Here is a 19570-nt window from a genome sequence, read left to right on the forward strand (position 1 = left end):
CTCAGCGCCTCAACCGATTGAGGGCGTCGCTGTCGTCGGTGCCGGCAACCCGGCGCAGCGCGAGATAGAGCGCGAGACCGAGCGCCACCTCGGCCGCCGCCAGCACGAGGATCAGGACGAACATCCCCTGTCCCTGCGCATCGCCGTGGAAGCTGCCCGAGGCGATGAAGGCCAGCGCGGGGCCGCCCAGCATGATCTCCAGCGAGATCAGCTGGAACAGCACGGTCCGCCGCGCCAGCACGCCGAAGAGGCCGGTGGCGAAGAGACCGCCCGCGATCCCCAGGAGCGCCATGAAGGTCATCCCGCTCATCGCCGCCTCCCCAGATGTCTTGCGCCCATCAGCGCCGCCAGAAGCAGCGCCGAAGCGATCTCCACCCCGATGGCCCAGGGCCCGAAGAGGAGCGCCCCCAGCGCCTTCACCGGCACTGTCGCGGGACCGGGCTGGAGCCCCGTGCTGTTCGGCCCCAGCAGCAGCGGCAGTGCCACCAGCGCCACCACACCCGCCGGAAGCCGCCAGGCGCCGGCGAGCCGGGCGCGTTCCTCGGCCAGCGCCTCGGGGGTGGCGTCCACCGTCATCACCACGAAGACGAAGACCGCGACGATGGCCCCGGCATAGACCAGCACTTGCACCGCCCCGGCAAAGCTGGCCCCCAGCGCGTAGAAACAGCCGGCGAGCGACAGAAGCGCCGTCACCAGCCACATCAGCCCGTGCACGACGCCGGGCCGCGTTACCGCGAGCAGCGCCGAGGCCAGCGCCGCCGAGGCGCACCAGAGGGTGATGAAGCCGCTCATGGCCGCAGGTCCTTCGGATCGACGGGGGGCGCCTCCTGCGCGCCTTCGCCCTTGGCCTTGCCGGTGATCGCCTTGCCCGCGACATCCCAGTAGCGGTAGCCCGGATGCTTGCCCTCGCCGGCGATGGTCAGGTCGGGCTTGTCATAGACCAGCGAGGCGCGCTGATAATCGGCCAGCTCGAAATCCGGGGTGAGCTGGATCGCCGAGGTCGGGCAGGCCTCTTCGCAGAAGCCGCAGAAGATGCAGCGGGCGAAGTTGATGCGGAAGGTCTCGGGATACCAGCGCCCGTCCTCGGTCTCGGCCTTCTCGACGGCGATGCAATCGACCGGGCAGACGGCGGCGCAGAGGTTGCAGGCGACGCAACGCTCCTGCCCGTCGGGATCGCGGGTCAGCACGATCCGGGCGCGGTAGCGCGGCGGAAGCTCGGGCTTCGCCTCGGGGTATGCGCGGGTGCGTTTCGGGGCGAAGAGCATCCGCCCAATGCGCCAGAGACTGTCGGCCACGGTCTTCATCCGGCCCTCCCCACGACGATCCAGCCGGTGACGAGCAGGTTCAGGAGCGCCAGCGGCAGCGCGACCTTCCAAGCGAAGCCGATCAGCTGGTCGTAGCGCGGTCGCGGCAGTGCGGCGCGGATCCAGATGAAGGCGAGGCAGATCACGCCAACCTTCAGCCCGAACCAGACCGGGCCGGGCAGCAGCGGGCCATGCCAGCCGCCGAGGAACAGCGTCGTGCCCAAGGCCGCGACCAGCATCACCGCGATGTATTCGCCGAGGAAGAACAGCGCGAAGCTCATGCCTGAATATTCGGTCATGAAGCCGGCCACGAGGTCGTTCTCGGATTCCTGCAGGTCGAAGGGCAGGCGGTGCGCCGCCGCGATGCCGGCGGTGAAGAAGAGCGCAGCCCCGAGGGGTTGCAGCAGGATGAACCAGAGGCCGTCCTGCGCCGCGACGATGTCGGACATCCGGAAGCTGCCCGCCATCAGCACCACGCCCATCAGCGACAGGCCGAGGAAGCTCTCGTAGGCCAGCATCTGCGCCGCCGCCCGGAGCCCGCCGAGCATGGCATAGCGGTTGCGCGAGGCCCAGGCGCCCAGCACCAGCGCATAGACGGTGAGCGCCAGCATCCCCATGACGAAGACCACGCCCATGTCGAGTTCGGCCACCGCCCAGCCCTCGCCGAAGGCCACGACGCCGAAGCCCGCCAGCATCGGGATCGCGGCGAAGGCCGGGGCGAGGATATAGGCCGCGCGGTCGGCCCCTGCGGGGGCTGCGTCTTCCTTGGTGATCAGCTTCACCGTGTCGGCGACCCATTGCAGGAAGCCGAAGGGCCCCACCCGGTTCGGCCCGAGCCGCTCCTGCAGGAAGCCGAGCACCCGGCGCTCGACCCAGGTGAAGACACCGGCGGCGACCATGAGAAGCGCGAGGAGGACGATCGAGGCGGTGGCGAGGAGGAGCCAGGCGAGCAGCGTCATGTCAGGACCTCCAGCCTGACGCGGCGGGCGCCGCGGGCAGTGAGACCGGCGGAGACACCGACATGGCCGCGCGGCAAGGCCGGATCAAGGCTCAGCGGCGCGGGGCAGGGCTGGCCGTCGAGCCGGAGGGCGGCGCCTTCGGCGAGGCCGAGCGCGGCGGCATCCTCGGGGTGCAGCACCAGCCGGGGGGCGGGGGCGCGGGCGGCGAGGATGGCGCTTGCCGCATCGGTCTCGCTGCCGCGGAACGGATCGTGCAGCGGCAGGAGGATCAGCCCTTCGCCAGCCGGTCGCACATCCTGCAGGGCCGGGCCTGCAGGGGTGGCGTGGGTGAGCAGCAGGGCCCCCGGATCGCCGCCCTTCAACGGGCCGCCGATCCGCTCCATCGCCTGATAGACGGCGCTGACCGAATGCATCCCGGCGCGCTGCGGGGCGGGGAGGAGGGCGGGAGGCACGGCCTTGCCTTCCATCGACCAGACGAAAGGCGAGTCCGGGTCGTTGTGCGGCTGGCCTTCCGCCACGCGGCCGGCGAGGTCGTCGGCAGTGCGGCCCGAGCAGCGGGCAGGGGCGCGCGGGATCGGCCCTGTGTCGGCTGCCGGAGCCGCGTCGACGATGCCTGCCAACGCCGGGATCTCCGCCACGATCCGCGCCAGCAGCGCGTCGAAGCTGTCTGAAGACTTGCCGCCCAGGGTCGCCAGCAGCCGCCATGCCGCGGGCAGCTTCGACGGGCGGCCTGCGAAGAAGCGCTGGGCCCGGCCCTCATGGTTGACGAATGTGCCCGCCGCCTCGGCCTGCGCCGCCACCGGCAGCACCAGATCGGCGCGGGCGGTCAGCGGGGTGTCCAGCGAGTCGAGCGCGATGACCTGCGTCGCCGCCGCGATCAGCCGCTCCACCGGGGCGCGGCGGAAGAGGTCGTTCTCCAGCACGATGACCGGTGCGGGCGCGGCTTCCAGTGCCGCCACGGCCCCTTCCAGCCCCGGCGCGCCGAGGAGCGCCAGACCCATGCTGTTGGCCTCCGGCGCGAAGAGCGCGAGCCGCGCTTTCGGCCCCAGCGCCAGCGCGATGGCCGCCGCCGCTTCCACCGGCCCGGCGAGACCGAGGCCTGCCCCGGCGATGACCAACGGCGTCTTGGCCCCGCGCAGCAGGGCGGCGACGGCGCGCACTTCCGGATCGCCGCTCTCTCCGCCGCGCAGCACGGCGGCGACGGCTTGGCCGAAGTGGCCGATCTCCTCCGGCGCGCGGCGCAGCGGCAGTTCGGCGAGCGGGTCGAGCGCATCGGGCAGCGGCGTCACCAGCGCCACGGGAGAGCGCCGGCCTTCGCCCGCCACCCGCGCGGCGGCTTCCATCCATGCCGGCACGCCCTTCTCCGCAGCGAGATCGCGCGAAGCGCCGCGCGCCATCACCCGCAGGGCGAGGGCGGCGCGGGGGGCCGTGCCGGTGAGATCCTCGCCGAGGATCAGCGCGGCATCGGCGCTCTCGATGTCCTTCACCGAGGCGATCCGCGCCGGACCCGCGGCAAGGATCGCCGCCATCCGTCCGACCAGCGCCGCCTCGGCCTCGGTCACCCCGGCGAAGAAGCGGTCCGCCCCGACCAGATCGCGCAGCGCGAAATTCGCCTCGACCGAGGCGCGGGGGGAGCCTACGCCGATGGCCCCCGGCAGCAACGCCCGCGCCGCCTCCAGCGCCACCTCTGGCGTCACCACCGCTCCGTCAACGCGCGGCTGGGGGCGCGGGGCCTCGGCATGCAGCATGCCGAACCGGCCCCGGTCGCAGAGGAAGGAGCCGTTCACCGCGCCATGATAGCGGTTCTGCACCTGCCGCAGCGTGCCGCCACGCTCGAACAGCGTGACGTTGCAGCCGACGGCGCAATGGGCGCAGATCGAAGGCGTCGTCCTCATGTCCCAGCGCCGGGCGTAGTGGCGCGACCAATGCCTGTCGTTGAAGACGCCGGTCGGGCAGAGCTCGGCCAGATTGCCGGCGAAGGGGCTTTCCAGCGCGCCGTCTGTGGCGCGGCCGAAATACACCCGGTCATGCGCGCCGAAGACCTCCAGATCGGTGCCGCCCGCGTAGTCGCGGTAGAAGCGGACGCAGCGGTAGCAGGCGATGCAGCGGTTCATCTCATGCGTCAGCAGCGGGCCGAGATCCTGATTGCGATGCGTCCGCTTCGGCGCGGTGCTGCGGCGGGTGTGGTGACCCGTCGCCACGGTCATGTCCTGCAGGTGGCAGGCGCCCGCCTCCTCGCAGACCGCGCAATCATGCGGGTGGTTCAGCATCGTCCATTCGATGACATGGGCGCGGAAGGCCTCGGCCTCGGGGTCGGCGGTCTCGACGCGCTGGCCTTCCTTCGCCGGGGTCATGCAGGACATCTCGATGCGGCCCACCTGGTCTTCGGGCCCGTCATAGACCCGCACCGCGCAGAGACGGCAGGCGCCGACCGAGCCGAGATCGCCGTGCCAGCAGAAATGCGGCACGTCGACGCCGTTCTCCAGACAGGTGGTCAGCAGGTCGCGCCCGGCTTCTGCCTCGATCTCGCGGCCGTTGAGAGTGAGCTTCATGCCAGCCTCCGCTGCGGGCAGCCGCCCGTCAGATGCGCCTCGAACCGGTCGCCGAAGCGGGCGAGGGCCGAAGCGAGCGGGGCCATGGCGCCGCCCATCAGGTCGCAGAAGGCGCGGCCGCGCGGGCCCCCCTCGACGGCGATCATGCGCAGGGCGTCGAGATCGGCGGCGCTTGCCGTGCCCGCCTCCAGCGCGTCGAGGATGCGCGAGGCCCAGGGCAGACCCTCGCGGCAGGGGGTGCACCAGCCGCAGCTTTCGCGGGCGTAAAAGCGCATGTGCCGGGCGACGGCGCCGATCGGGCAGGCGGTCTCGTCCAGCACGATCAGCGTGCCTGTGCCGAACATCGAGCCTGCCTTGGCGACATGGCCGAAGTCGAGCGGCAGGTCGAGATGCTCCGGCCCGAGGAAGCCGGTGGCGCCGCCGCCGGGCTGGAAGGTCAGCAGCCTGCCGTTGCCGGAGACGCCGCCGCAGCGCTCGATCAGCTCGCGCGCGGTGGTGCCCATCGGCGCCTCGATCAGCTGCGGGCGCTTCACCCGGCCCGAGACGCCGTAGAGCTTTGTGCCGCCCTCGTCGGTCCAGGAGAGGCCGGAGAAGGCCTCGGGCCCCATGCTGATCACATGCGGCACCAGTGAGATCGTCTCGACGTTGTTCACCGTGGTCGGGCGGCCCCAGAGGCCGGAGGCGGCGGGGAAGGGCGGGCGCTTCCTCGGCACGGCGCGATTGCCTTCCAGCGCCTCGATCAGCGCGGTTTCCTCGCCGACGATGTAGCGCCCGGCGGAGGGGTGGACGCGGATGGTCAGCCCGCCCAGCAACCCCGCCGTTCGTGCTTCCTGAATGGCATGCTCCATCGCGGTGATGCCAGGGCGGTAGGCGTCGCGGATCAACACGATGGCTTCGGTCGCATGGGTGGCATGGGCGGCGATGACCGCGCCCTCCAGCACCTGATGCGGCAGGGCTTCCAGCAGCAGCCGGTCCTTGAAGGCGCCGGGCTCCATCTCGTCGCCGTTGACGATGAGATAGCTCGGCCCCGTGCCGGGAGACTGCCCCGGCTCCGGCATGAAGCGCCATTTCTGCGCCGCCGGAAATCCCGCGCCGCCGCGCCCGTTCAGCCGGGCGGCGGCGACCTGCGCCACCACCTCGGCGGGCGAAAGCTTCAGCGCCGCCTCGACTGCCCGGTAGCCACCGAGCGCCTGCCATTCGGCGAGGCTGTGCGGGCGGCGGTCGGCGCGGGCGCGCCCGGTCAGCGGCAGGGTGTTCGGCTTGAGGTCGGTCACAGCCCGCCCTCCAGCAGTTCCGCGACGCCCTCGGGCGACAGCGGCCCGACCAGCCTGCGGTCGCGGCCCAGCACCGCCGCCGGGGCGCGGTCGCAGCCGCCGACGCAGGCGATGTTGATCAGGGTGTACTTCCCGTCGGCCGTGGTCTGGCCGAAGCCGATGCCCAGACGGGCCATCAGCGCGTCGCGCACCTCCTCGCCCCCGTTCAGCCAGCAGCAGACCCCGTCGCAGAGCAGGATCACCGTCTCGCCGACCGGCTGGCGGAAGATCAGGCTGTAGAAGGTGGCGAGGCTCTCGATCTCGGCAAGGCCGACGCCGAGGGTCTGCGCCGCCTCGGCCAGATGTGCGTCGGAGACCCAGCCGTGCTCCTGCTGGATCATCCTGAGCGCCTCCAGCATGGCGGCGCGCGGGCCGCCGTGATGGGCGGAAGCGTCGCGGATGCGGGCGAGGAGGTCGGGAGAAAGGCTCATCTGTCCACATCCGACATGACGAAATCGAGGCTGGCGACATGGGCGACCAGATCGGCCACCGTCATGCCCGGCAGGATGGTCGGCAGCATCTGCAGATGCGCGAAAGAGGGGGTGCGGATCCGGGTGCGGTAGCTCTGCGCGCCGCCGTCGGAGACGATGGAATACTGCGAGAGGCCCCGGTGGCTTTCGACCTGACCGGTCGCCTCGCCGCGCGGCACGTTGGTGCCCCAGCTCATCTGCAGGAAATGGGTGATCAGCGTCTCGATATCCCGCTGCATCGCCTTGCGCGGGGGTGGGGTGGTCAGCGGATGGTCGGCCTTCACCGGCCCCGCGGGCATGTGGACGAGGCACTGGCCGATGATCTTCAGGCTCTCGCGCATCTCGTCGGCGCGCACCCGCGTCCGGTCGAAGCAGTCGCCGCGCGCGCCGGTCGGCACGTCGAAGTCGAACTGCTCGTAGCCGGAATAGGGCCGGCGCTTCCGCAGATCCCAGTCGCAGCCGGTGGCCCTGAGCCCCGGCCCGGTGGTGCCCCAGTTCAGCGCCGTCGCCGTGTCATAGGCGCCGACGCCCACCGTCCGCGCCTTGAACAGGCGGGAGTTCAGCACCATCCGCTCGTAATCGTCGAGCCGCGCCGGCATCCAGTCGAGAAAGTCGCGCACCAATGCGTCCCAGCCCGCAGGCAGGTCCATCGCCACGCCGCCGATACGGAAGAAGGCCGGGTGCATCCGCGCGCCGGTCACGGTCTGGATCAGGTCGTAGCCCTTCTCGCGGTCGGTGAACATGTAGAACACCGGCGACATCTGCCCCACGTCCTGCGCCATGGTGCCGTAGAACAGGAGGTGGTTCATGATGCGGTAGAACTCGCAGAGCATGACCCGGATCATCTGCGCCCGCGGTGGGACGGTGATGCCGCAGAGGCTTTCCACCGCCATCAGGTAGGGCAGCTCCGACATGACGCCGCCGAGGTAATCCACCCGGTCGGTGTAGGGGATGAAGCCGTGCCATGTCTGCCGCTCGGCCATCTTCTCGACGCCGCGGTGGTGATAGCCGATGTCGGGCCAGGCCCAGACGACCTCCTCGCCATCGAGGCCGAGAAGGATGCGGAAGACGCCGTGGGTCGAGGGGTGGTGCGGGCCGAAGTTCAGCACCATCAGCTCTTCGCCGTCGCGGATCGCGGGGAGCCCCAGTTCCGCGGGATCGGTCGGCGTGGCGCGTTCTTCGGCGGCGAAGAAGGCATCGGTCATCACGAAGGGCGGGCGTTCGGTGGCGCGCGCGTAATGGGTCTTGCGCAGCGGGTGGCCGTCCCATGTCGGCGGCATCAGGATGCGGCGGGTCTCGCGGCCGAAATCCATGCCGAACATGTCGAAGGCCTCGCGCTCGTACCAGTCGGCATTGGCATAGACCGGGACCAGCGACGGGGCGCTGCCTGCTGTCGCCAGCTTCAGCCGCAGGTCGGCGTTGCGGGCGAGTGAGGTGAGATGGCTGCAGAGCGTCAGGGTCGAGGCGGGCTGGCCCTCGCGGTCCTGCCGGGTGGTCTCGTCGATCACCCAGAGGTCGGCCAGCAGCGGGAAGGGCTGCGCGATCTCGTCGCGCAGCATCCGGTGGGCGGCGACCCAGATCTCGGGCGAAAGCCAGAGCACCGGAAAGGCCTCGCCCGTCGGCTGCGCGAAAACGATGCCCGCGCCGAAACGGTCGCGCAGCGCCTGCACCACATCGCCGGTCATCATGTCGAGGCTCATGACGCCTCCGGGTCGGGCAGGTGGGTCATGGCGCTGCGCTCGGCGCGTTTCGCGTCGCGGCGTGGCAGCGGGGCGAAAGGGCGGGGGCCCGCGGTCTCGCCCATGACGATCTGCAGCGGCTGCCGTTCCGCCGCGATCTTGCCCTGCAACAGCACAAGCGCGTCCATCAGCGCCTCGGGGCGCGGCGGGCAGCCGGGGATGTAGACATCGACCGGCAGGAAGGAGTCCACGCCCTGCACCACGGAATAGATGTCATACATCCCGCCCGAATTGGCACAGGCGCCCATCGAGATTACCCAGCGCGGCTCGCGCATCTGCTGGTAGAGCCGTTGCAGCGGCACGGCCATCTTGCGGAAGACGGTGCCCGAGACGATGAGCAGGTCGGCTTGGCGCGGGGTGGCGCGGATCACCTCGGCGCCGAAGCGGGCCTGATCGAAGACCGGGGTCAAGGCCGTCGCCATCTCGACATAGCAGCAGGAGAGGCCGAAGTTGAACGGCCAGAGGCTGTGCTTGCGCGACCAGGCCACCAGATCGTCGAGCCGGGTGAAAAGCTGGCCGCCGGCCATGCTGTCGCCGGGCGCAGGTTCCGCGCCGGGGCGGTTCAGGCTCCAGCTCATGACCGTTTCTCCGGGGCCGTTTCCAGCGCGCCGTCCATCCAGAGATAGCCGAGCGCCGCCAAGAGCACGAGGATGAAGACGGTGGCGGCGACCATGCCGGGCACGCCGAGCTCCAGCGCGGTCAGCGCCCAGGCGAAGAGGATCGCCACCTCGACGTCGAAGATCATGAAGAAGACGGCGATGAGGAAATACTGCGCCGCCAGATGCCCGCGCAGCGGCTGGCCCGATGGCGCGCCGCTTTCATAGGTGCCGAAACCGTCGCGGCTGGGTTCGCGCAGCGCGCCGGCCACCAGCAGGATCGCCGTGACGGTGAGGATGACAAGGAGGATGTGCAGCGCCAGAGCGGCGCGGGAGTCGAGCGATTGCACGAGCTGGAGCATGGGGTGGCCTCCTTCCGGCTGACCGGCTGGGCTGGCGTCCCAAATGCCGTTTCCGTGACTTTCTCCCCCTGATTATCTTTGGTGCATATGCGACACATTGATCTCGATCAGATCGCGCGCTTGCCGTGCAGCTTCGGCTTTACAGCGGCATTTGCTCGGGCTATCCAGCGCGCCCGACCCCCCAAAGATCGATGCGGCAGCCGAAGGTCACACCATGAACCCCCCGCCCTGCGGCATTGATTTCGGCACCTCGAACTCCACGGTGGCACTGGCGGATGGGCAGGGCGCGCGGCTGATCGATCTGGAAGGCGATCAGCCGACGCTGCCCAGCGCCGTCTTCTGGGACAGCGAGGGCGAGCCGCCGGTTTTCGGCCGCGCGGCCATCGCCGCCTATGTCGAGGGCGAGGAGGGACGGCTGATGCGCGGGCTGAAGAGTACGCTCGGCTCGTCGCTGATCCACGAGAAGACCCGCGTCGGCAATCGCGCACTGCCCTTCACCGATATCGTCGGCGCATTCTTCGGCCATATGCGCGCCCGGCTCGACCGCGTGGCGCCGGGGATCGACAAGGTGGTGCTGGGCCGCCCGGTGCATTTCGTCGAGGACGATGCGGCAGGCGATGCCGCGGCGCAGGACGTGCTGCAGGAGATCGCGGCCAAGCTGGGCTTCCGCGAGATCGCCTTCCAATACGAGCCCATCGCCGCGGCGCTGCATTACGAGCAGGGGATCGCGGCGGAGGAATTGGTGCTGATCGTCGACATCGGCGGCGGCACCTCGGACTTTTCCATCGTCCGCGTCTCGCCCGAGCGGGCGCGGAAGCCCGACCGGCAGGACGACATTCTTGCCAATGACGGTATCCGCGTCGGCGGCACCGACTTCGACCGGCTTCTGAGCCTGCGGCAGATCATGCCGCATCTGGGCTTCGGTTCGCGCAGCGCGAATGGCAAGGGGCTGATGCCGCGCCATTACTACATCGATCTGGCGACGTGGCACCGGATCAACGCGCTCTACACCACCCGCACGCTGAGCGACCTGCGCGCCCTGCGCCAGACCGCCGAGAAACCGGAACTCCTGGAACGCATGATCCGCGTCGTCACCAACCGCGCCGGGCATTCGCTGGCGATGGCGGCGGAGGCGACGAAGGTGGAACTGTCGACCGAAGAGACCTCGATCCTGCGGATCGCGAAATTCACCGGCGGCCCGTCGGTGCGGGTGCCGCGCGCGGCCTTCGATCAGGCGGTGGAGGCGCCGGTGGCGCGGGTCGGCGCGATGCTGGGCGAGGTGCTGCGGCAAGCCGGGCTGGCCGCAGCCGATATCGGCACGGTCTTCATGACCGGGGGGTCCAGCAGCCTGCCGGTTCTACGCGCGGCGGTGACCGAGGCGCTACCCGATGCGCCGATTGCCACGGGCGATCTTCTGGGCAGCGTCGGCACCGGGCTCGCGCTGGATGCACGGCGCCGCTTCGGCTGAGGCGGGCCGCGCTCGCGCAACTAAATTGCGCGCAGGGCGGACGAAACGACGCCGCCATGTCGTTTCCGTAGCGGAAATCGCCGTTTTCCGGCGCTTTCTGCCGCCCGGGCGCGCTGCAGCCACATTGACGTGCGTGCTGCCCTCGGACATAGCTAATCGCACAGGTGCCGCACAGATCCGCCAACAGAGCACCGGAACGGGAGGAAGAATGGGGGGCTTACTCGGCCTGTCGCGGGTGATCGACCGCGTGAACGAGATCATCGGAAAGAGCGTGGCCTGGTTGATCTTCATCGCCATTCTGGTCAGCGCAACGAATGCCGTGATCCGCAAGATCTTCAACGTCTCGTCCAACAGCTGGCTCGAACTGCAATGGTATCTGTTCGGCGCGGCCTTCCTTCTGGCCGCGGCCTATACGCTGAAGCAGAACGAGCATATCCGGATCGACATCGTCTATGGCGCCTTCCCGCGCCGGGTGCAGCACTGGATCGACCTCATGGGGCACCTGTTGTTCCTCATGCCCTTCACCCTGCTGATGATCTGGTACTTCGTGCCCTACGTCAGCCTGTCCTACCGCAACGGCGAGGTGTCCAACAACGCCGGCGGGCTGACGATCTGGCCGGCCAAGGCGCTGCTGTTGATCGGCTTCTCGATGCTGGCGCTGCAGGGCATTTCCGAGATCATCAAGAAGATCGCCGTGATGCGCGGGGTGATCGAGGATCCGAACCCCTTCATCTCGGCGCATGAACAGGCCGAACTGGAAGGTCGGCTGCTGGCGGGCGAGGTGGAGAAATGATGGAATTCATCGCGGTGAACATGGCGCCGATCATGTTCGCCTCCCTCATCGTCTTCATGCTGATCGGCTACCCGGTCGCCTTTGCGCTGGCGGCCAATGGTCTGTTGTTCTTCTTCATCGGGGTGGAGCTCGCGCCGCTCTCCGAAGGCACGATCACGCTCAGCTGGAACCTGCTCGGCACCATGCCCGACCGTTTCTGGGGGGTTCTCTCGAACGAGACGCTTCTGGCCATTCCGTTCTTCACCTTCATGGGCATCGTGCTGGAACGCTCCGGCATGGCCGAGGACCTGCTCGATACCATCGGTCAGCTGTTCGGGCCGATCCGGGGCGGGTTGGCCTATGCGGTGATCATCGTCGGCGCGCTGCTGGCGGCGACGACGGGGGTAGTGGCGGCTTCGGTGATTGCCATGGGGCTGATCTCGCTGCCGATCATGCTGCGCTACGGTTATGACCGGCGCGTGGCCTCGGGCGTCATCGCCGCCTCGGGCACGCTGGCGCAGATCATCCCGCCGAGCCTCGTGCTGATCGTGCTGGCCGACCAGCTCGGCCGCTCGGTGGGCGACATGTACAAGGCGGCGATGATCCCCGGCCTGATCCTGACCGGGCTCTACATGGGCTATGTGCTCGTCGTCTCGATCGTCTCGCCGAAGTCGATGCCCGCCCTGCCGCTCGAGGCGCGGACGCTGGGGCATGGGGTGCTGTCGCTGGTCGTGGCGCTCGTTGCCGCAGGGTTGATCGCCTATGGCGCGCACCTCTGGCTCTACGAGTCGCAGGGCCAGAACGCCGACATTCTCGGCGCGACCGTCGGTGTCGTCGTGATCTACATCGTCGCGCTGATCGACAAGGGGCTGAAGCTGGGGCTGATGTCGCGGCTGGCACAGCAGGTCATCATCGTGCTGATCCCGCCGCTGGCGCTGATATTCCTCGTTCTGGGCACCATCTTCCTCGGCATCGCCACGCCGACCGAGGGCGGGGCGATGGGCGCGGTGGGCTCGATCCTGCTCGCGGCGATCAAGGGGCGGCTGACCTTTGGCGTCGTCTCGCAGGCACTGACCGCCACGACGCGGCTCTCGGCCTTCGTCATGTTCATCCTTCTGGGCGCTCGGGTGTTCTCGCTGACCTTCTACGGGGTGAACGGGCATATCTGGGTCGAGCATCTGCTGACCTCGCTCCCGGGGGGGGAGACCGGCTTCCTGATCGCGGTCTCGGTGCTGGTGTTCTTCCTCGCCTTCTTCCTCGACTTCTTCGAGCTGGCCTTCATCATCGTGCCGCTGCTGGCTCCGGCGGCGAGTGCGTTGGGGATCGACCTGATCTGGTTCGGGATCATCCTCGGGGTGAACATGCAGACCTCGTTCATGCACCCGCCCTTCGGGTTCGCGCTGTTTTACCTGCGCTCGGTGGCCCCCAAGGCCTCCTACGTCGACAAGGTGACGGGACTCAGGACGGCGCCGGTGACGACGGGGCAGATCTACTGGGGAGCGGTGCCCTTCGTCTGCATCCAGATCCTGATGGTGGCGGCCGTGATCGCCTTCCCGCAGATGGTAATGCATTACAAGGGCGCGGTGGTCGACACGAGCAACGTCAAGATCGAGCTGCCGCCGCTGGGTGGCGGGCTCGGGGGCGGTCTGGGCGGAGGGCTCGGAGGCGGCTTGGGCGGTGGTCTCGGCGGCGGGCTGGGCAGCGGTGGCGGCCTGGGGGCAGGCGGCACCGCTCCCGCTCCGGGCACGCCCAACCTCGGCGGCGCCACCCCTGCGCCGGGGGCGCCGAACCTAGGCGGGGCAATTCCTGCTCCGGGGGCGCCCAATCTTGGCGGGCCGGCCCCGGCGACCCCGGCGCCCGGGACACCGAACCTCGGTGGCCCGGCCCCGGCTCCGGCTACGCCGGCTCCCGGTGCGCCGAACCTTGGGGCGCCGAACCTCGGGGGTGGGGCTCCGGCGACCACGCCCTGACGGGTGGTGAGCCATGCGGGTGGACGGCGGGACACCAAACGTCCGGTGAGCGGTGAGGGTGGAGTGAAACCCACCCTACGGGCAGCCAGCCGATGCTTAGGGATGCGAAATGAGCGGGGTGGAACTCCACCCTACGGGTGACACGAATGTCGTAGGATGGGGTTCTACCCCGCCGACGCGCCACCCGTCTTCCGAAAACGTCCCTGCTCCGCGTGACCACCCGCTCTTCGCCTTGGGGGCTCCACGCTCTTCCACTCACCGCGCAAGCGAAAGGCCCCGGAGAGTTGCCTCTCCGGGGCCTCCTTGCATGGCGAAGCTCAGAGCTTGCCGGCGTTCTGCTGCACCATCATGAAGGTGTCGTAGTTGTATTCGGCGATCTGCGCCCAGGTGTAGTTCTCGGTGCGGAAGGCCTTGATCGATTCCCAGATCTTCTTGAAGGCCGGGTTGGTGGCTTCCATCTCGGCATAGACCTCGTTGGCCGCGGTGAAGCAGGCTTCGAGGATCTCCGGGCTGAACGGACGCAGCTGCGCGCCCTGGCCGACCAGCGACTTGATCGCGGTGGGGTTCTTGTAGTCGTACATCTGCAGCATGTTCGCATCCGCCGCCTGCGATGCCGTGCGCAGGAGCGACTGATAGGCCGGGCTCAGCCCGTCATAGGCCGCCTTGTTGAACATGAAGTGGACGGTCGGACCGCCTTCCCACCAGCCGGGGTAGTAGTAGTAGGGCGCGACCTTGACGAAGCCGAGCTTCTCGTCGTCATAGGGGCCGACCCATTCGGAGGCGTCGATGGTGCCTTTCTCCAGCGCCGGATAGATGTCGCCGCCGGCGATTTGCTGCGGCACCACGCCGAGCTTCTCCACCACCTTGCCGGCGAAGCCGCCGATGCGCATCTTCAGGCCCTGCAGGTCGGCGACGGAGTTGATCTCCTTGCGGAACCAGCCGCCCATCTGCACGCCGGTGTTGCCACCCGGGAAGGCGACGATGTTGTGCTGCGCCAGGAACTCGTTGTAGAGCGCGATGCCGCCGCCGTGGTAGTGCCAGGCGTTGATGCCGCGGGCCGAGAGCGAGAAGGGCACGGCCGCCGCCAGCGCGAAGGTCGGGTCTTTCCCCCAGTAGTAGTAGCCCACCGTGTGGCAGGCCTCGACCGTGGCGGCCGTCACCGCATCGGCGGCCTGCAGGCCGGGGACCAGTTCGCCCGCGGCGAAGACCTGGATCTGGAAGTTGCCGTCGGTGGCTTCCGACAGGTATTTCGACAGCACTTCCGCGCCGCCGTAGATCGTGTCCAGCGATTTCGGGAAGGACGACGTCAGGCGCCATGTGACCTTCGGCTGCGTCTGGGCGATGGCGGGTGCGGCGAGCGTGGTGGCTGCCGCAGCGCCGACCCCGCCGACTGCCGCCTTGGTGATGAATGAACGTCGATCCATGTAGTCCTCCCTGTATATGGCGCCGCGCGAGTCGGCCCGGATCCTTGGCCGGCATGCGCAGGTGCGGCGCCAGCTTACACGGCTGAAAGCGGCTGTCCAGAATGGTGCGGAGAAGTTTGGCGCAAGGCCTATGATGTCGCAGGGGATCGTGCGATTTCAGAGGGTTCCGGGCCGGGCAGGCGCCGTCTCAGCCCGATTTTCGGGCATCCTTCGCGGACCCTGCAGGCGGCTCGGCTCGGCTGGGCGCGAGGGCCTCTCCGGGGGCCAGAAGTGCCGCGATGACGGCGATCCGGTCGGCGCCTTCGGTCAGGGTCAGCGCCTCCAGCGCGCGAAACTGGGCCAGCACCTCCAGCCCTGTCTCGGTCAGCACGGCGCCGCCGCCCCTGGCCCCGCCGCGCGCGCTTTCCACCAGCGGCGCGCGGAAGGCGCGGTTCATTTCCTCGACGAGGCTCCAGGCGCGCTTGTAGCTCATCCCCATCCGCCGCCCGGCTTCCGAGATCGAGCCGGCGACGCGGATATGTTCCAGAAGATCGGCCTTGCCGGGCCCGAGGGTCAGGTCATCGCCGAAATGCAGGCGCAGGCGCAGACGCGGGGGAAGCAGCGGGGTCATGCCCCGAGCTTCCCCCGCGACGCCGGGCTTGGCAAGGCTTCAGGACGCGAGATAGCGCCGCAGCACCGCTTCCGTGCCCTCGGCCCAGACCGCATTCAGCGCCGTGGTGAAGGCCGTGACCACCTCGGGCTTGGCTCCCAGATCGCCATAGACCTCGGTCATCGCCAGCCACTGCGCCGGGTCGGCCTTGGCCGCCTTGGCGCGCCCAGTCAACGCATCCCAGCTCGGGTCATTGGGCTCGATCACCGCGCCGCTGTCGGTCGTGCCGGCGCAGTAGCGGCACCAGAGCGCCGAGAGCAGGATCAGGCCTTCCGGCACCGTCCCCTTGGCGAGGTTGTCGCGCAGCGAGGGCACGATGAACTTCGGCTGGCGGTTCGAGCCGTCGAGGCAGAGCCGGCGCGTGGTGTCGGCGATCTCGGGGTTTGCGAAGCGGCTCTCGATCAGCGTCAGGTAGTCGGGGATGCTGGTGTCGGGCACCGGGGCCACATGCGGCAGGATCTCCTCGACCTCGACCTTGTGCAGGAAGGCGGCGATCAGCGGATGCGCCATCGCCTCGTGGACGAGGATCAGGTCCATCAGCGCCGAGGGATAGGCGATGACGGCATGACCGCCGTTCAGGATGCGGATCTTCATCGCCTCATAGGCGTGCACATGCGGGGTGAAGGTGACGCCCACCTTCTCCAGCGCCGGACGGCCTGCGGGGAAGTTGTCTTCCAGTACCCACTGGCGGAAGGGCTCGCAGGTCACCGGAACCGGATCGGTCAGCCCGAAGCCCTGCGCCAGCTCCCGCTCATGCGGGCCGGTGGCGGGGGTGATGCGGTCGACCATGCCGTTCGGGAAGGCGACGTTGTGCTTGACCCAGGCGGCGAGGCTCGCGTCATAGAGCTCGGCCAGACCGACGACGGCATTTTGCGTGACATGGCCATTGCCCGGCAGGTTGTCGCAGGACATCACGGTGAAGGGCTGCACGCCTGCCGCGCGCCGCTTGACCAGCGCCGCGAGGATCGCGCCGAAGGCCGTGGCGGGGGAGGAGGGCTGCGCCGCATCGGCCACGATGTCGGGATGGGTCGGGTCGAAATGGCCGGTGCTATCGACGTAATAACCGCCCTCGGTGACGGTCAGCGAGACGATGCGGATGCGCGGATCGGCCATCGCCTCGATCAGCGCGGCATTGTCGGGCTCCACCGGCAGGAAGCCGGTCATGGCGCCGACCTGACGCGCGCGGTGGCCGGCGGGGTCGAGCTCGATCACGGTGGACAGGTTGTCCTGACCGGCGAGGGCCTCGCGCATCCGGGCATCGCCCTGACGCACCCCGGCGCCGAGGATGGCCCAGTCGTGATCCTGCCCGAGCGCGAAGAGGTCGTCGAGATAGACCGCCATATGCGCGCGGTGGAAGTTGCCGACGCCGATATGCACGATGCCGGGGGTGAGGGAGGCGCGGTCATAGGCCGGGCGGGCGACAGTGGTCATGGAATGATACCTCAGATGGTGCGCAACATGCCGCCATCGACATGATAGGTTGAGCTGACGCAGTAGCTGGCGCGGTCGGAACAGAGAAAGACGAAGAAATCGGCCAGTTCCTCGACCGTGCCGAAGCGCTTGATCGGGGCGTGCTCATCGGCGACGGATTGCAGGTAGCTCTCCCACTCGCCGCCCGAGAGCTGCTTTGCGGTCTTCACCCAGTCGGGAGTGAGGATCAGGCCGGGGTTGATCGCGTTGACCCGGATGTTCATCGGGATCAGCTCGGCGGCGAGGTTCTTGGAGAACATCACCAGCGCCGCCTTGGTCACGTTGTAGATCGGCTCGTACCAGAGCGGCTGGACGGCGCAGATCGAGGCGTTGTTCAGGATCGCTCCGCCGCCGCGGGCCTGCATCATCGGCGCGATGCCCCGCGCGAGGCGGACGGCGGCCATGACATGCAGGTTCCAGTAGTCGAGCCACTTGTCGTCGGGCGCCTCGAGGATGGTCTCGTTCGAGCCGGTGCCCGCGTTGTTCACCAGAATGTCGGCCCCGCCCGCCGCCTCGACGGCGGCGATCAGGCTGGCGCAGCCCTCGGCGGTGGCGACGTCGCAGGCGATGCCCTGCGCCTGCACGAAGAACTCGGCGGCGATCGCCGCCGCTGCCTCTTGCACCCGGTCGGCCTGCCGCGCCGCGAGGATCACATGCGCGCCCTCGCGGGCGAAGGCCCGGGCCACGCCGAGCCCGATGCCCACCGATCCGCCGGTGATGACTGCCGTCTTGCCCTTCAGCCCGAGGTCCATCAGCTCATCCAGTTCCCGCCGTCGACGTTGTAGGTCTGGGCAACGATGTATTCGGCCTCGTCGCTGGCGAGGAAGATCGCCATGCCGGTCAGATCCGCCGCCGTGCCCATGCGTCCGAAGGGGACGGCCGCGCCGACCTGACGCTTCTTCTCGCCGCGGGGCAGGCCCTCGGCCGCGGCAAATTTCGCATCCACCCCGTCCCAATGCTCGCCATCGACCACGCCGGGAGCGATGGCGTTCACATTGATGCCGTGCTGGATCAGGTTCAGCCCGGCGCTCTGCGTCAGGCTGATGACAGCGGCCTTGGTGGCGCAGTAGACGCCGACCAGCGCCTCGCCGCGCCGTCCGGCCTGCGAGGCCATGTTGATGATCTTGCCGCCGCGACCCTGCGCGATCATCTGCTTCGCCACCGCCTGCAGGGTGAAGAGCGCGCCTCCGACGTTGATCGCAAAGAGCGTATCGTAGCTCTGCCGGGTGATGTCGACGATCGGCGCCAGGTCGAAGAGAGCGGCGTTGTTGATCAGGATGTCGATGCCACCGGCCGTCTCCACCGCTGCGGCGACCGCCGCGTCGATGCTGGCCTGATCAGTCACGTCGATCTTCACCGCATAGGCCTGCGGCCCGATCTCGGCCGCGGTGGCTGTCGCGGCCTCAAGGTTGATGTCGGCGATGGCGACGGTCGCGCCCTCGCGGACATAGGCCTCGGCAAAGGCGCGGCCGATGCCGCGCGCAGCGCCGGTGATGAAGGCGGATTTGCCCTGAAGCCGCATCACATCGCTCTCCCGTCGGCGCCGAAGCGGTGCATCTTGTCGGCCTGCGGCGTCAGGAAGATCCTGTCGCCATGGTGCACGCCGTATTCGCCGCCCGCGCGCACCGTCAACGTCGGCATCCCCGGCACATGGACGTGCAGGAAGGTGTCGGAGCCCAGATGCTCGGACACGCCGACCTCGCCCTGCCATTCGCCCGCAGTGGTCGACAGGTCGATGTGCTCGGGGCGGATGCCGATGGTGGTGGCGCCGCGCTTCTCGGCCTCCGGGCCGGTTATCAGGTTCATCTTCGGCGAGCCGATGAAGCCCGCGACGAAGACGTTCGCCGGGTTGCGGTAGAGGGTGAGGGGAGAGCCCACCTGCTCGATCCGGCCCGCGTTCAGCACGACGATCTTGTCGGCCATGGTCATGGCTTCGACCTGGTCGTGGGTCACGTAGATCATCGTGGTCTTCAGCGTCTGGTGCAGCTCGGTGATTTCGAGACGCATGTTGACGCGCAGCGCCGCGTCGAGGTTCGACAGCGGTTCGTCGAAGAGGAAGGCCTTGGGCTCGCGCACGATGGCGCGGCCGATGGCGACGCGCTGGCGCTGGCCACCGGAAAGCTGGCCCGGCTTGCGGTCGAGGTAGCTGGTGAGGTTCAGCACCTTGGCGGCATTGTCCACCTTGCGGGTTGCCTCGGCCGGATCGACGCCCGCCATCTTCAGCGGGAAGGCGATGTTCTTGCGCACCGACATGTGCGGGTAGAGCGCATAGCTCTGGAACACCATCGCCAGACCGCGCTTGGCAGGCGGCGTGTCGGTGGCGTCGGCCCCGTCGATCAGGATGCTGCCGTCGGTGGTGTCCTCCAGCCCGGCGATCAGCCGCAGCAGGGTGGACTTGCCGCAGCCCGAGGGGCCGACGAAGACGACGAACTCGCCGTTCTCGATGTCGAGGTTCAGCGCCGGGATCACCGCCACGTCGCCGAATTTCTTGGTCACATTGCGCAGGGTTATCTTGCCCATGT

Annotated in this window: 19 protein-coding genes; 3 read left to right on the plus strand and 16 right to left on the minus strand. The window is 68.9% G+C overall.

Annotated features, from left to right (window positions below; translation table 11 throughout):
- Position 1: 1 nt before the first annotated feature.
- The 10 genes from nuoK to AC3A5Z_RS08230 are packed head-to-tail and all read right to left on the minus strand — an operon-like array spanning position 2 to position 9295.
- Complete coding sequence (nuoK, locus tag AC3A5Z_RS08185; protein WP_487518879.1) at positions 2-310, minus strand: NADH-quinone oxidoreductase subunit NuoK; 309 nt, start codon at positions 308-310, stop codon at positions 2-4.
- Positions 307-792: an NADH-quinone oxidoreductase subunit J family protein gene (locus tag AC3A5Z_RS08190; protein WP_487518880.1), complete on the minus strand. Its 486-nt coding sequence runs from the start codon at positions 790-792 to the stop codon at positions 307-309. Before AC3A5Z_RS08190 ends, nuoK begins: the two co-directional genes overlap by 4 nt.
- A complete protein-coding gene (gene nuoI / locus AC3A5Z_RS08195) occupies positions 789-1304 on the minus strand; it encodes an NADH-quinone oxidoreductase subunit NuoI (RefSeq protein WP_487518881.1) in 516 nt (171 codons plus the stop codon). Before nuoI ends, AC3A5Z_RS08190 begins: the two co-directional genes overlap by 4 nt.
- Positions 1301-2263 carry an NADH-quinone oxidoreductase subunit NuoH gene (gene nuoH / locus AC3A5Z_RS08200; protein ID WP_487518882.1) on the minus strand — a complete coding sequence of 321 codons (963 nt, stop codon included), beginning with the start codon at positions 2261-2263 and terminating at the stop codon, positions 1301-1303. Before nuoH ends, nuoI begins: the two co-directional genes overlap by 4 nt.
- Entirely contained in the window at positions 2260-4815 is a 2556-nt protein-coding gene (locus AC3A5Z_RS08205; RefSeq protein WP_487518883.1) for a 2Fe-2S iron-sulfur cluster-binding protein, read from the minus strand. Before AC3A5Z_RS08205 ends, nuoH begins: the two co-directional genes overlap by 4 nt.
- The gene (locus AC3A5Z_RS08210; protein ID WP_487518884.1) at positions 4812-6089 is read right to left on the minus strand and encodes a complex I 51 kDa subunit family protein; all 1278 of its coding nucleotides are present in this window, start codon (positions 6087-6089) and stop codon (positions 4812-4814) included. Before AC3A5Z_RS08210 ends, AC3A5Z_RS08205 begins: the two co-directional genes overlap by 4 nt.
- Positions 6086-6559, minus strand: coding sequence for an NADH-quinone oxidoreductase subunit NuoE (nuoE, locus tag AC3A5Z_RS08215; RefSeq protein ID WP_487518885.1), 474 nt, complete (start codon positions 6557-6559; stop codon positions 6086-6088). Before nuoE ends, AC3A5Z_RS08210 begins: the two co-directional genes overlap by 4 nt.
- Positions 6556-8298, minus strand: coding sequence for an NADH-quinone oxidoreductase subunit C/D (gene nuoC, locus AC3A5Z_RS08220; RefSeq protein ID WP_487518886.1), 1743 nt, complete (start codon positions 8296-8298; stop codon positions 6556-6558). Before nuoC ends, nuoE begins: the two co-directional genes overlap by 4 nt.
- Positions 8295-8915, minus strand: a complete 621-nt coding sequence (locus AC3A5Z_RS08225; protein WP_487518887.1) for an NADH-quinone oxidoreductase subunit B — start codon at positions 8913-8915, stop codon at positions 8295-8297. The genes nuoC and AC3A5Z_RS08225 overlap by 4 nt, the downstream gene beginning before the upstream one ends.
- Positions 8912-9295, minus strand: coding sequence for an NADH-quinone oxidoreductase subunit A (locus AC3A5Z_RS08230; protein ID WP_487518888.1), 384 nt, complete (start codon positions 9293-9295; stop codon positions 8912-8914). Before AC3A5Z_RS08230 ends, AC3A5Z_RS08225 begins: the two co-directional genes overlap by 4 nt.
- A 214-nt stretch (positions 9296-9509) precedes the next feature.
- On the opposite strand from AC3A5Z_RS08230, the gene AC3A5Z_RS08235 reads away from it, so the two are divergent.
- From AC3A5Z_RS08235 to AC3A5Z_RS08245, 3 genes are all read left to right on the plus strand, one after another.
- Positions 9510-10763, plus strand: a complete 1254-nt coding sequence (locus AC3A5Z_RS08235; protein WP_487518889.1) for an Hsp70 family protein — start codon at positions 9510-9512, stop codon at positions 10761-10763.
- A 208-nt stretch (positions 10764-10971) separates the two neighbouring features.
- Complete coding sequence (locus tag AC3A5Z_RS08240; protein ID WP_487518890.1) at positions 10972-11556, plus strand: TRAP transporter small permease subunit; 585 nt, start codon at positions 10972-10974, stop codon at positions 11554-11556.
- Positions 11553-13505 carry a TRAP transporter large permease gene (locus AC3A5Z_RS08245; protein ID WP_487518891.1) on the plus strand — a complete coding sequence of 651 codons (1953 nt, stop codon included), beginning with the start codon at positions 11553-11555 and terminating at the stop codon, positions 13503-13505. Before AC3A5Z_RS08240 ends, AC3A5Z_RS08245 begins: the two co-directional genes overlap by 4 nt.
- A gap of 317 nt (positions 13506-13822) precedes the next feature.
- Here AC3A5Z_RS08245 and AC3A5Z_RS08250 read toward each other — a convergent pair whose 3' ends face one another.
- The 6 genes from AC3A5Z_RS08250 to AC3A5Z_RS08275 form a co-directional block, all read right to left on the minus strand.
- The gene (locus AC3A5Z_RS08250; RefSeq protein WP_487518892.1) at positions 13823-14929 is read right to left on the minus strand and encodes a TRAP transporter substrate-binding protein; all 1107 of its coding nucleotides are present in this window, start codon (positions 14927-14929) and stop codon (positions 13823-13825) included.
- A gap of 187 nt (positions 14930-15116) precedes the next feature.
- Positions 15117-15539: a winged helix-turn-helix domain-containing protein gene (locus AC3A5Z_RS08255; RefSeq protein WP_487518893.1), complete on the minus strand. Its 423-nt coding sequence runs from the start codon at positions 15537-15539 to the stop codon at positions 15117-15119.
- Positions 15540-15578: 39 nt separating this feature from the next.
- Positions 15579-17009 carry a mannitol dehydrogenase family protein gene (locus AC3A5Z_RS08260; protein ID WP_487518894.1) on the minus strand — a complete coding sequence of 477 codons (1431 nt, stop codon included), beginning with the start codon at positions 17007-17009 and terminating at the stop codon, positions 15579-15581.
- Between the two features lie 11 nt (positions 17010-17020).
- Complete coding sequence (locus AC3A5Z_RS08265; protein ID WP_487518895.1) at positions 17021-17800, minus strand: SDR family NAD(P)-dependent oxidoreductase; 780 nt, start codon at positions 17798-17800, stop codon at positions 17021-17023.
- A complete protein-coding gene (locus AC3A5Z_RS08270; RefSeq protein ID WP_487518896.1) occupies positions 17800-18570 on the minus strand; it encodes an L-iditol 2-dehydrogenase in 771 nt (256 codons plus the stop codon). Before AC3A5Z_RS08270 ends, AC3A5Z_RS08265 begins: the two co-directional genes overlap by 1 nt.
- A complete protein-coding gene (locus AC3A5Z_RS08275; RefSeq protein ID WP_487518897.1) occupies positions 18570-19568 on the minus strand; it encodes an ABC transporter ATP-binding protein in 999 nt (332 codons plus the stop codon). The genes AC3A5Z_RS08270 and AC3A5Z_RS08275 overlap by 1 nt, the downstream gene beginning before the upstream one ends.
- Positions 19569-19570: the final 2 nt, after the last annotated feature.

The organism is Cereibacter sp. Soil_C_27 (assembly GCF_057657095.1).

Excerpts from the sequence above, each read along its gene's own strand:
- nuoK (WP_487518879.1), bottom strand. The coding sequence starts at position 310 with ATGAGCGGGATGACCTTCATGGCGCTCCTGGGGATCGCGGGCGGTCTC.
- AC3A5Z_RS08205 (WP_487518883.1), bottom strand. The coding sequence starts at position 4,815 with ATGAAGCTCACTCTCAACGGCCGCGAGATCGAGGCAGAAGCCGGGCGC.
- AC3A5Z_RS08240 (WP_487518890.1), top strand. The coding sequence starts at position 10,972 with ATGGGGGGCTTACTCGGCCTGTCGCGGGTGATCGACCGCGTGAACGAG.
- AC3A5Z_RS08230 (WP_487518888.1), bottom strand. The coding sequence starts at position 9,295 with ATGCTCCAGCTCGTGCAATCGCTCGACTCCCGCGCCGCTCTGGCGCTG.
- AC3A5Z_RS08260 (WP_487518894.1), bottom strand. The coding sequence starts at position 17,009 with ATGACCACTGTCGCCCGCCCGGCCTATGACCGCGCCTCCCTCACCCCC.
- AC3A5Z_RS08245 (WP_487518891.1), top strand. The coding sequence starts at position 11,553 with ATGATGGAATTCATCGCGGTGAACATGGCGCCGATCATGTTCGCCTCC.
- nuoC (WP_487518886.1), bottom strand. The coding sequence starts at position 8,298 with ATGAGCCTCGACATGATGACCGGCGATGTGGTGCAGGCGCTGCGCGAC.
- AC3A5Z_RS08270 (WP_487518896.1), bottom strand. The coding sequence starts at position 18,570 with ATGCGGCTTCAGGGCAAATCCGCCTTCATCACCGGCGCTGCGCGCGGC.
- nuoH (WP_487518882.1), bottom strand. The coding sequence starts at position 2,263 with ATGACGCTGCTCGCCTGGCTCCTCCTCGCCACCGCCTCGATCGTCCTC.
- AC3A5Z_RS08250 (WP_487518892.1), bottom strand. The coding sequence starts at position 14,929 with ATGGATCGACGTTCATTCATCACCAAGGCGGCAGTCGGCGGGGTCGGC.
- AC3A5Z_RS08275 (WP_487518897.1), bottom strand. The coding sequence starts at position 19,568 with ATGGGCAAGATAACCCTGCGCAATGTGACCAAGAAATTCGGCGACGTG.
- AC3A5Z_RS08225 (WP_487518887.1), bottom strand. The coding sequence starts at position 8,915 with ATGAGCTGGAGCCTGAACCGCCCCGGCGCGGAACCTGCGCCCGGCGAC.
- AC3A5Z_RS08235 (WP_487518889.1), top strand. The coding sequence starts at position 9,510 with ATGAACCCCCCGCCCTGCGGCATTGATTTCGGCACCTCGAACTCCACG.
- AC3A5Z_RS08255 (WP_487518893.1), bottom strand. The coding sequence starts at position 15,539 with ATGACCCCGCTGCTTCCCCCGCGTCTGCGCCTGCGCCTGCATTTCGGC.
- nuoE (WP_487518885.1), bottom strand. The coding sequence starts at position 6,559 with ATGAGCCTTTCTCCCGACCTCCTCGCCCGCATCCGCGACGCTTCCGCC.
- nuoI (WP_487518881.1), bottom strand. The coding sequence starts at position 1,304 with ATGAAGACCGTGGCCGACAGTCTCTGGCGCATTGGGCGGATGCTCTTC.
- AC3A5Z_RS08190 (WP_487518880.1), bottom strand. The coding sequence starts at position 792 with ATGAGCGGCTTCATCACCCTCTGGTGCGCCTCGGCGGCGCTGGCCTCG.
- AC3A5Z_RS08265 (WP_487518895.1), bottom strand. The coding sequence starts at position 17,800 with ATGGACCTCGGGCTGAAGGGCAAGACGGCAGTCATCACCGGCGGATCG.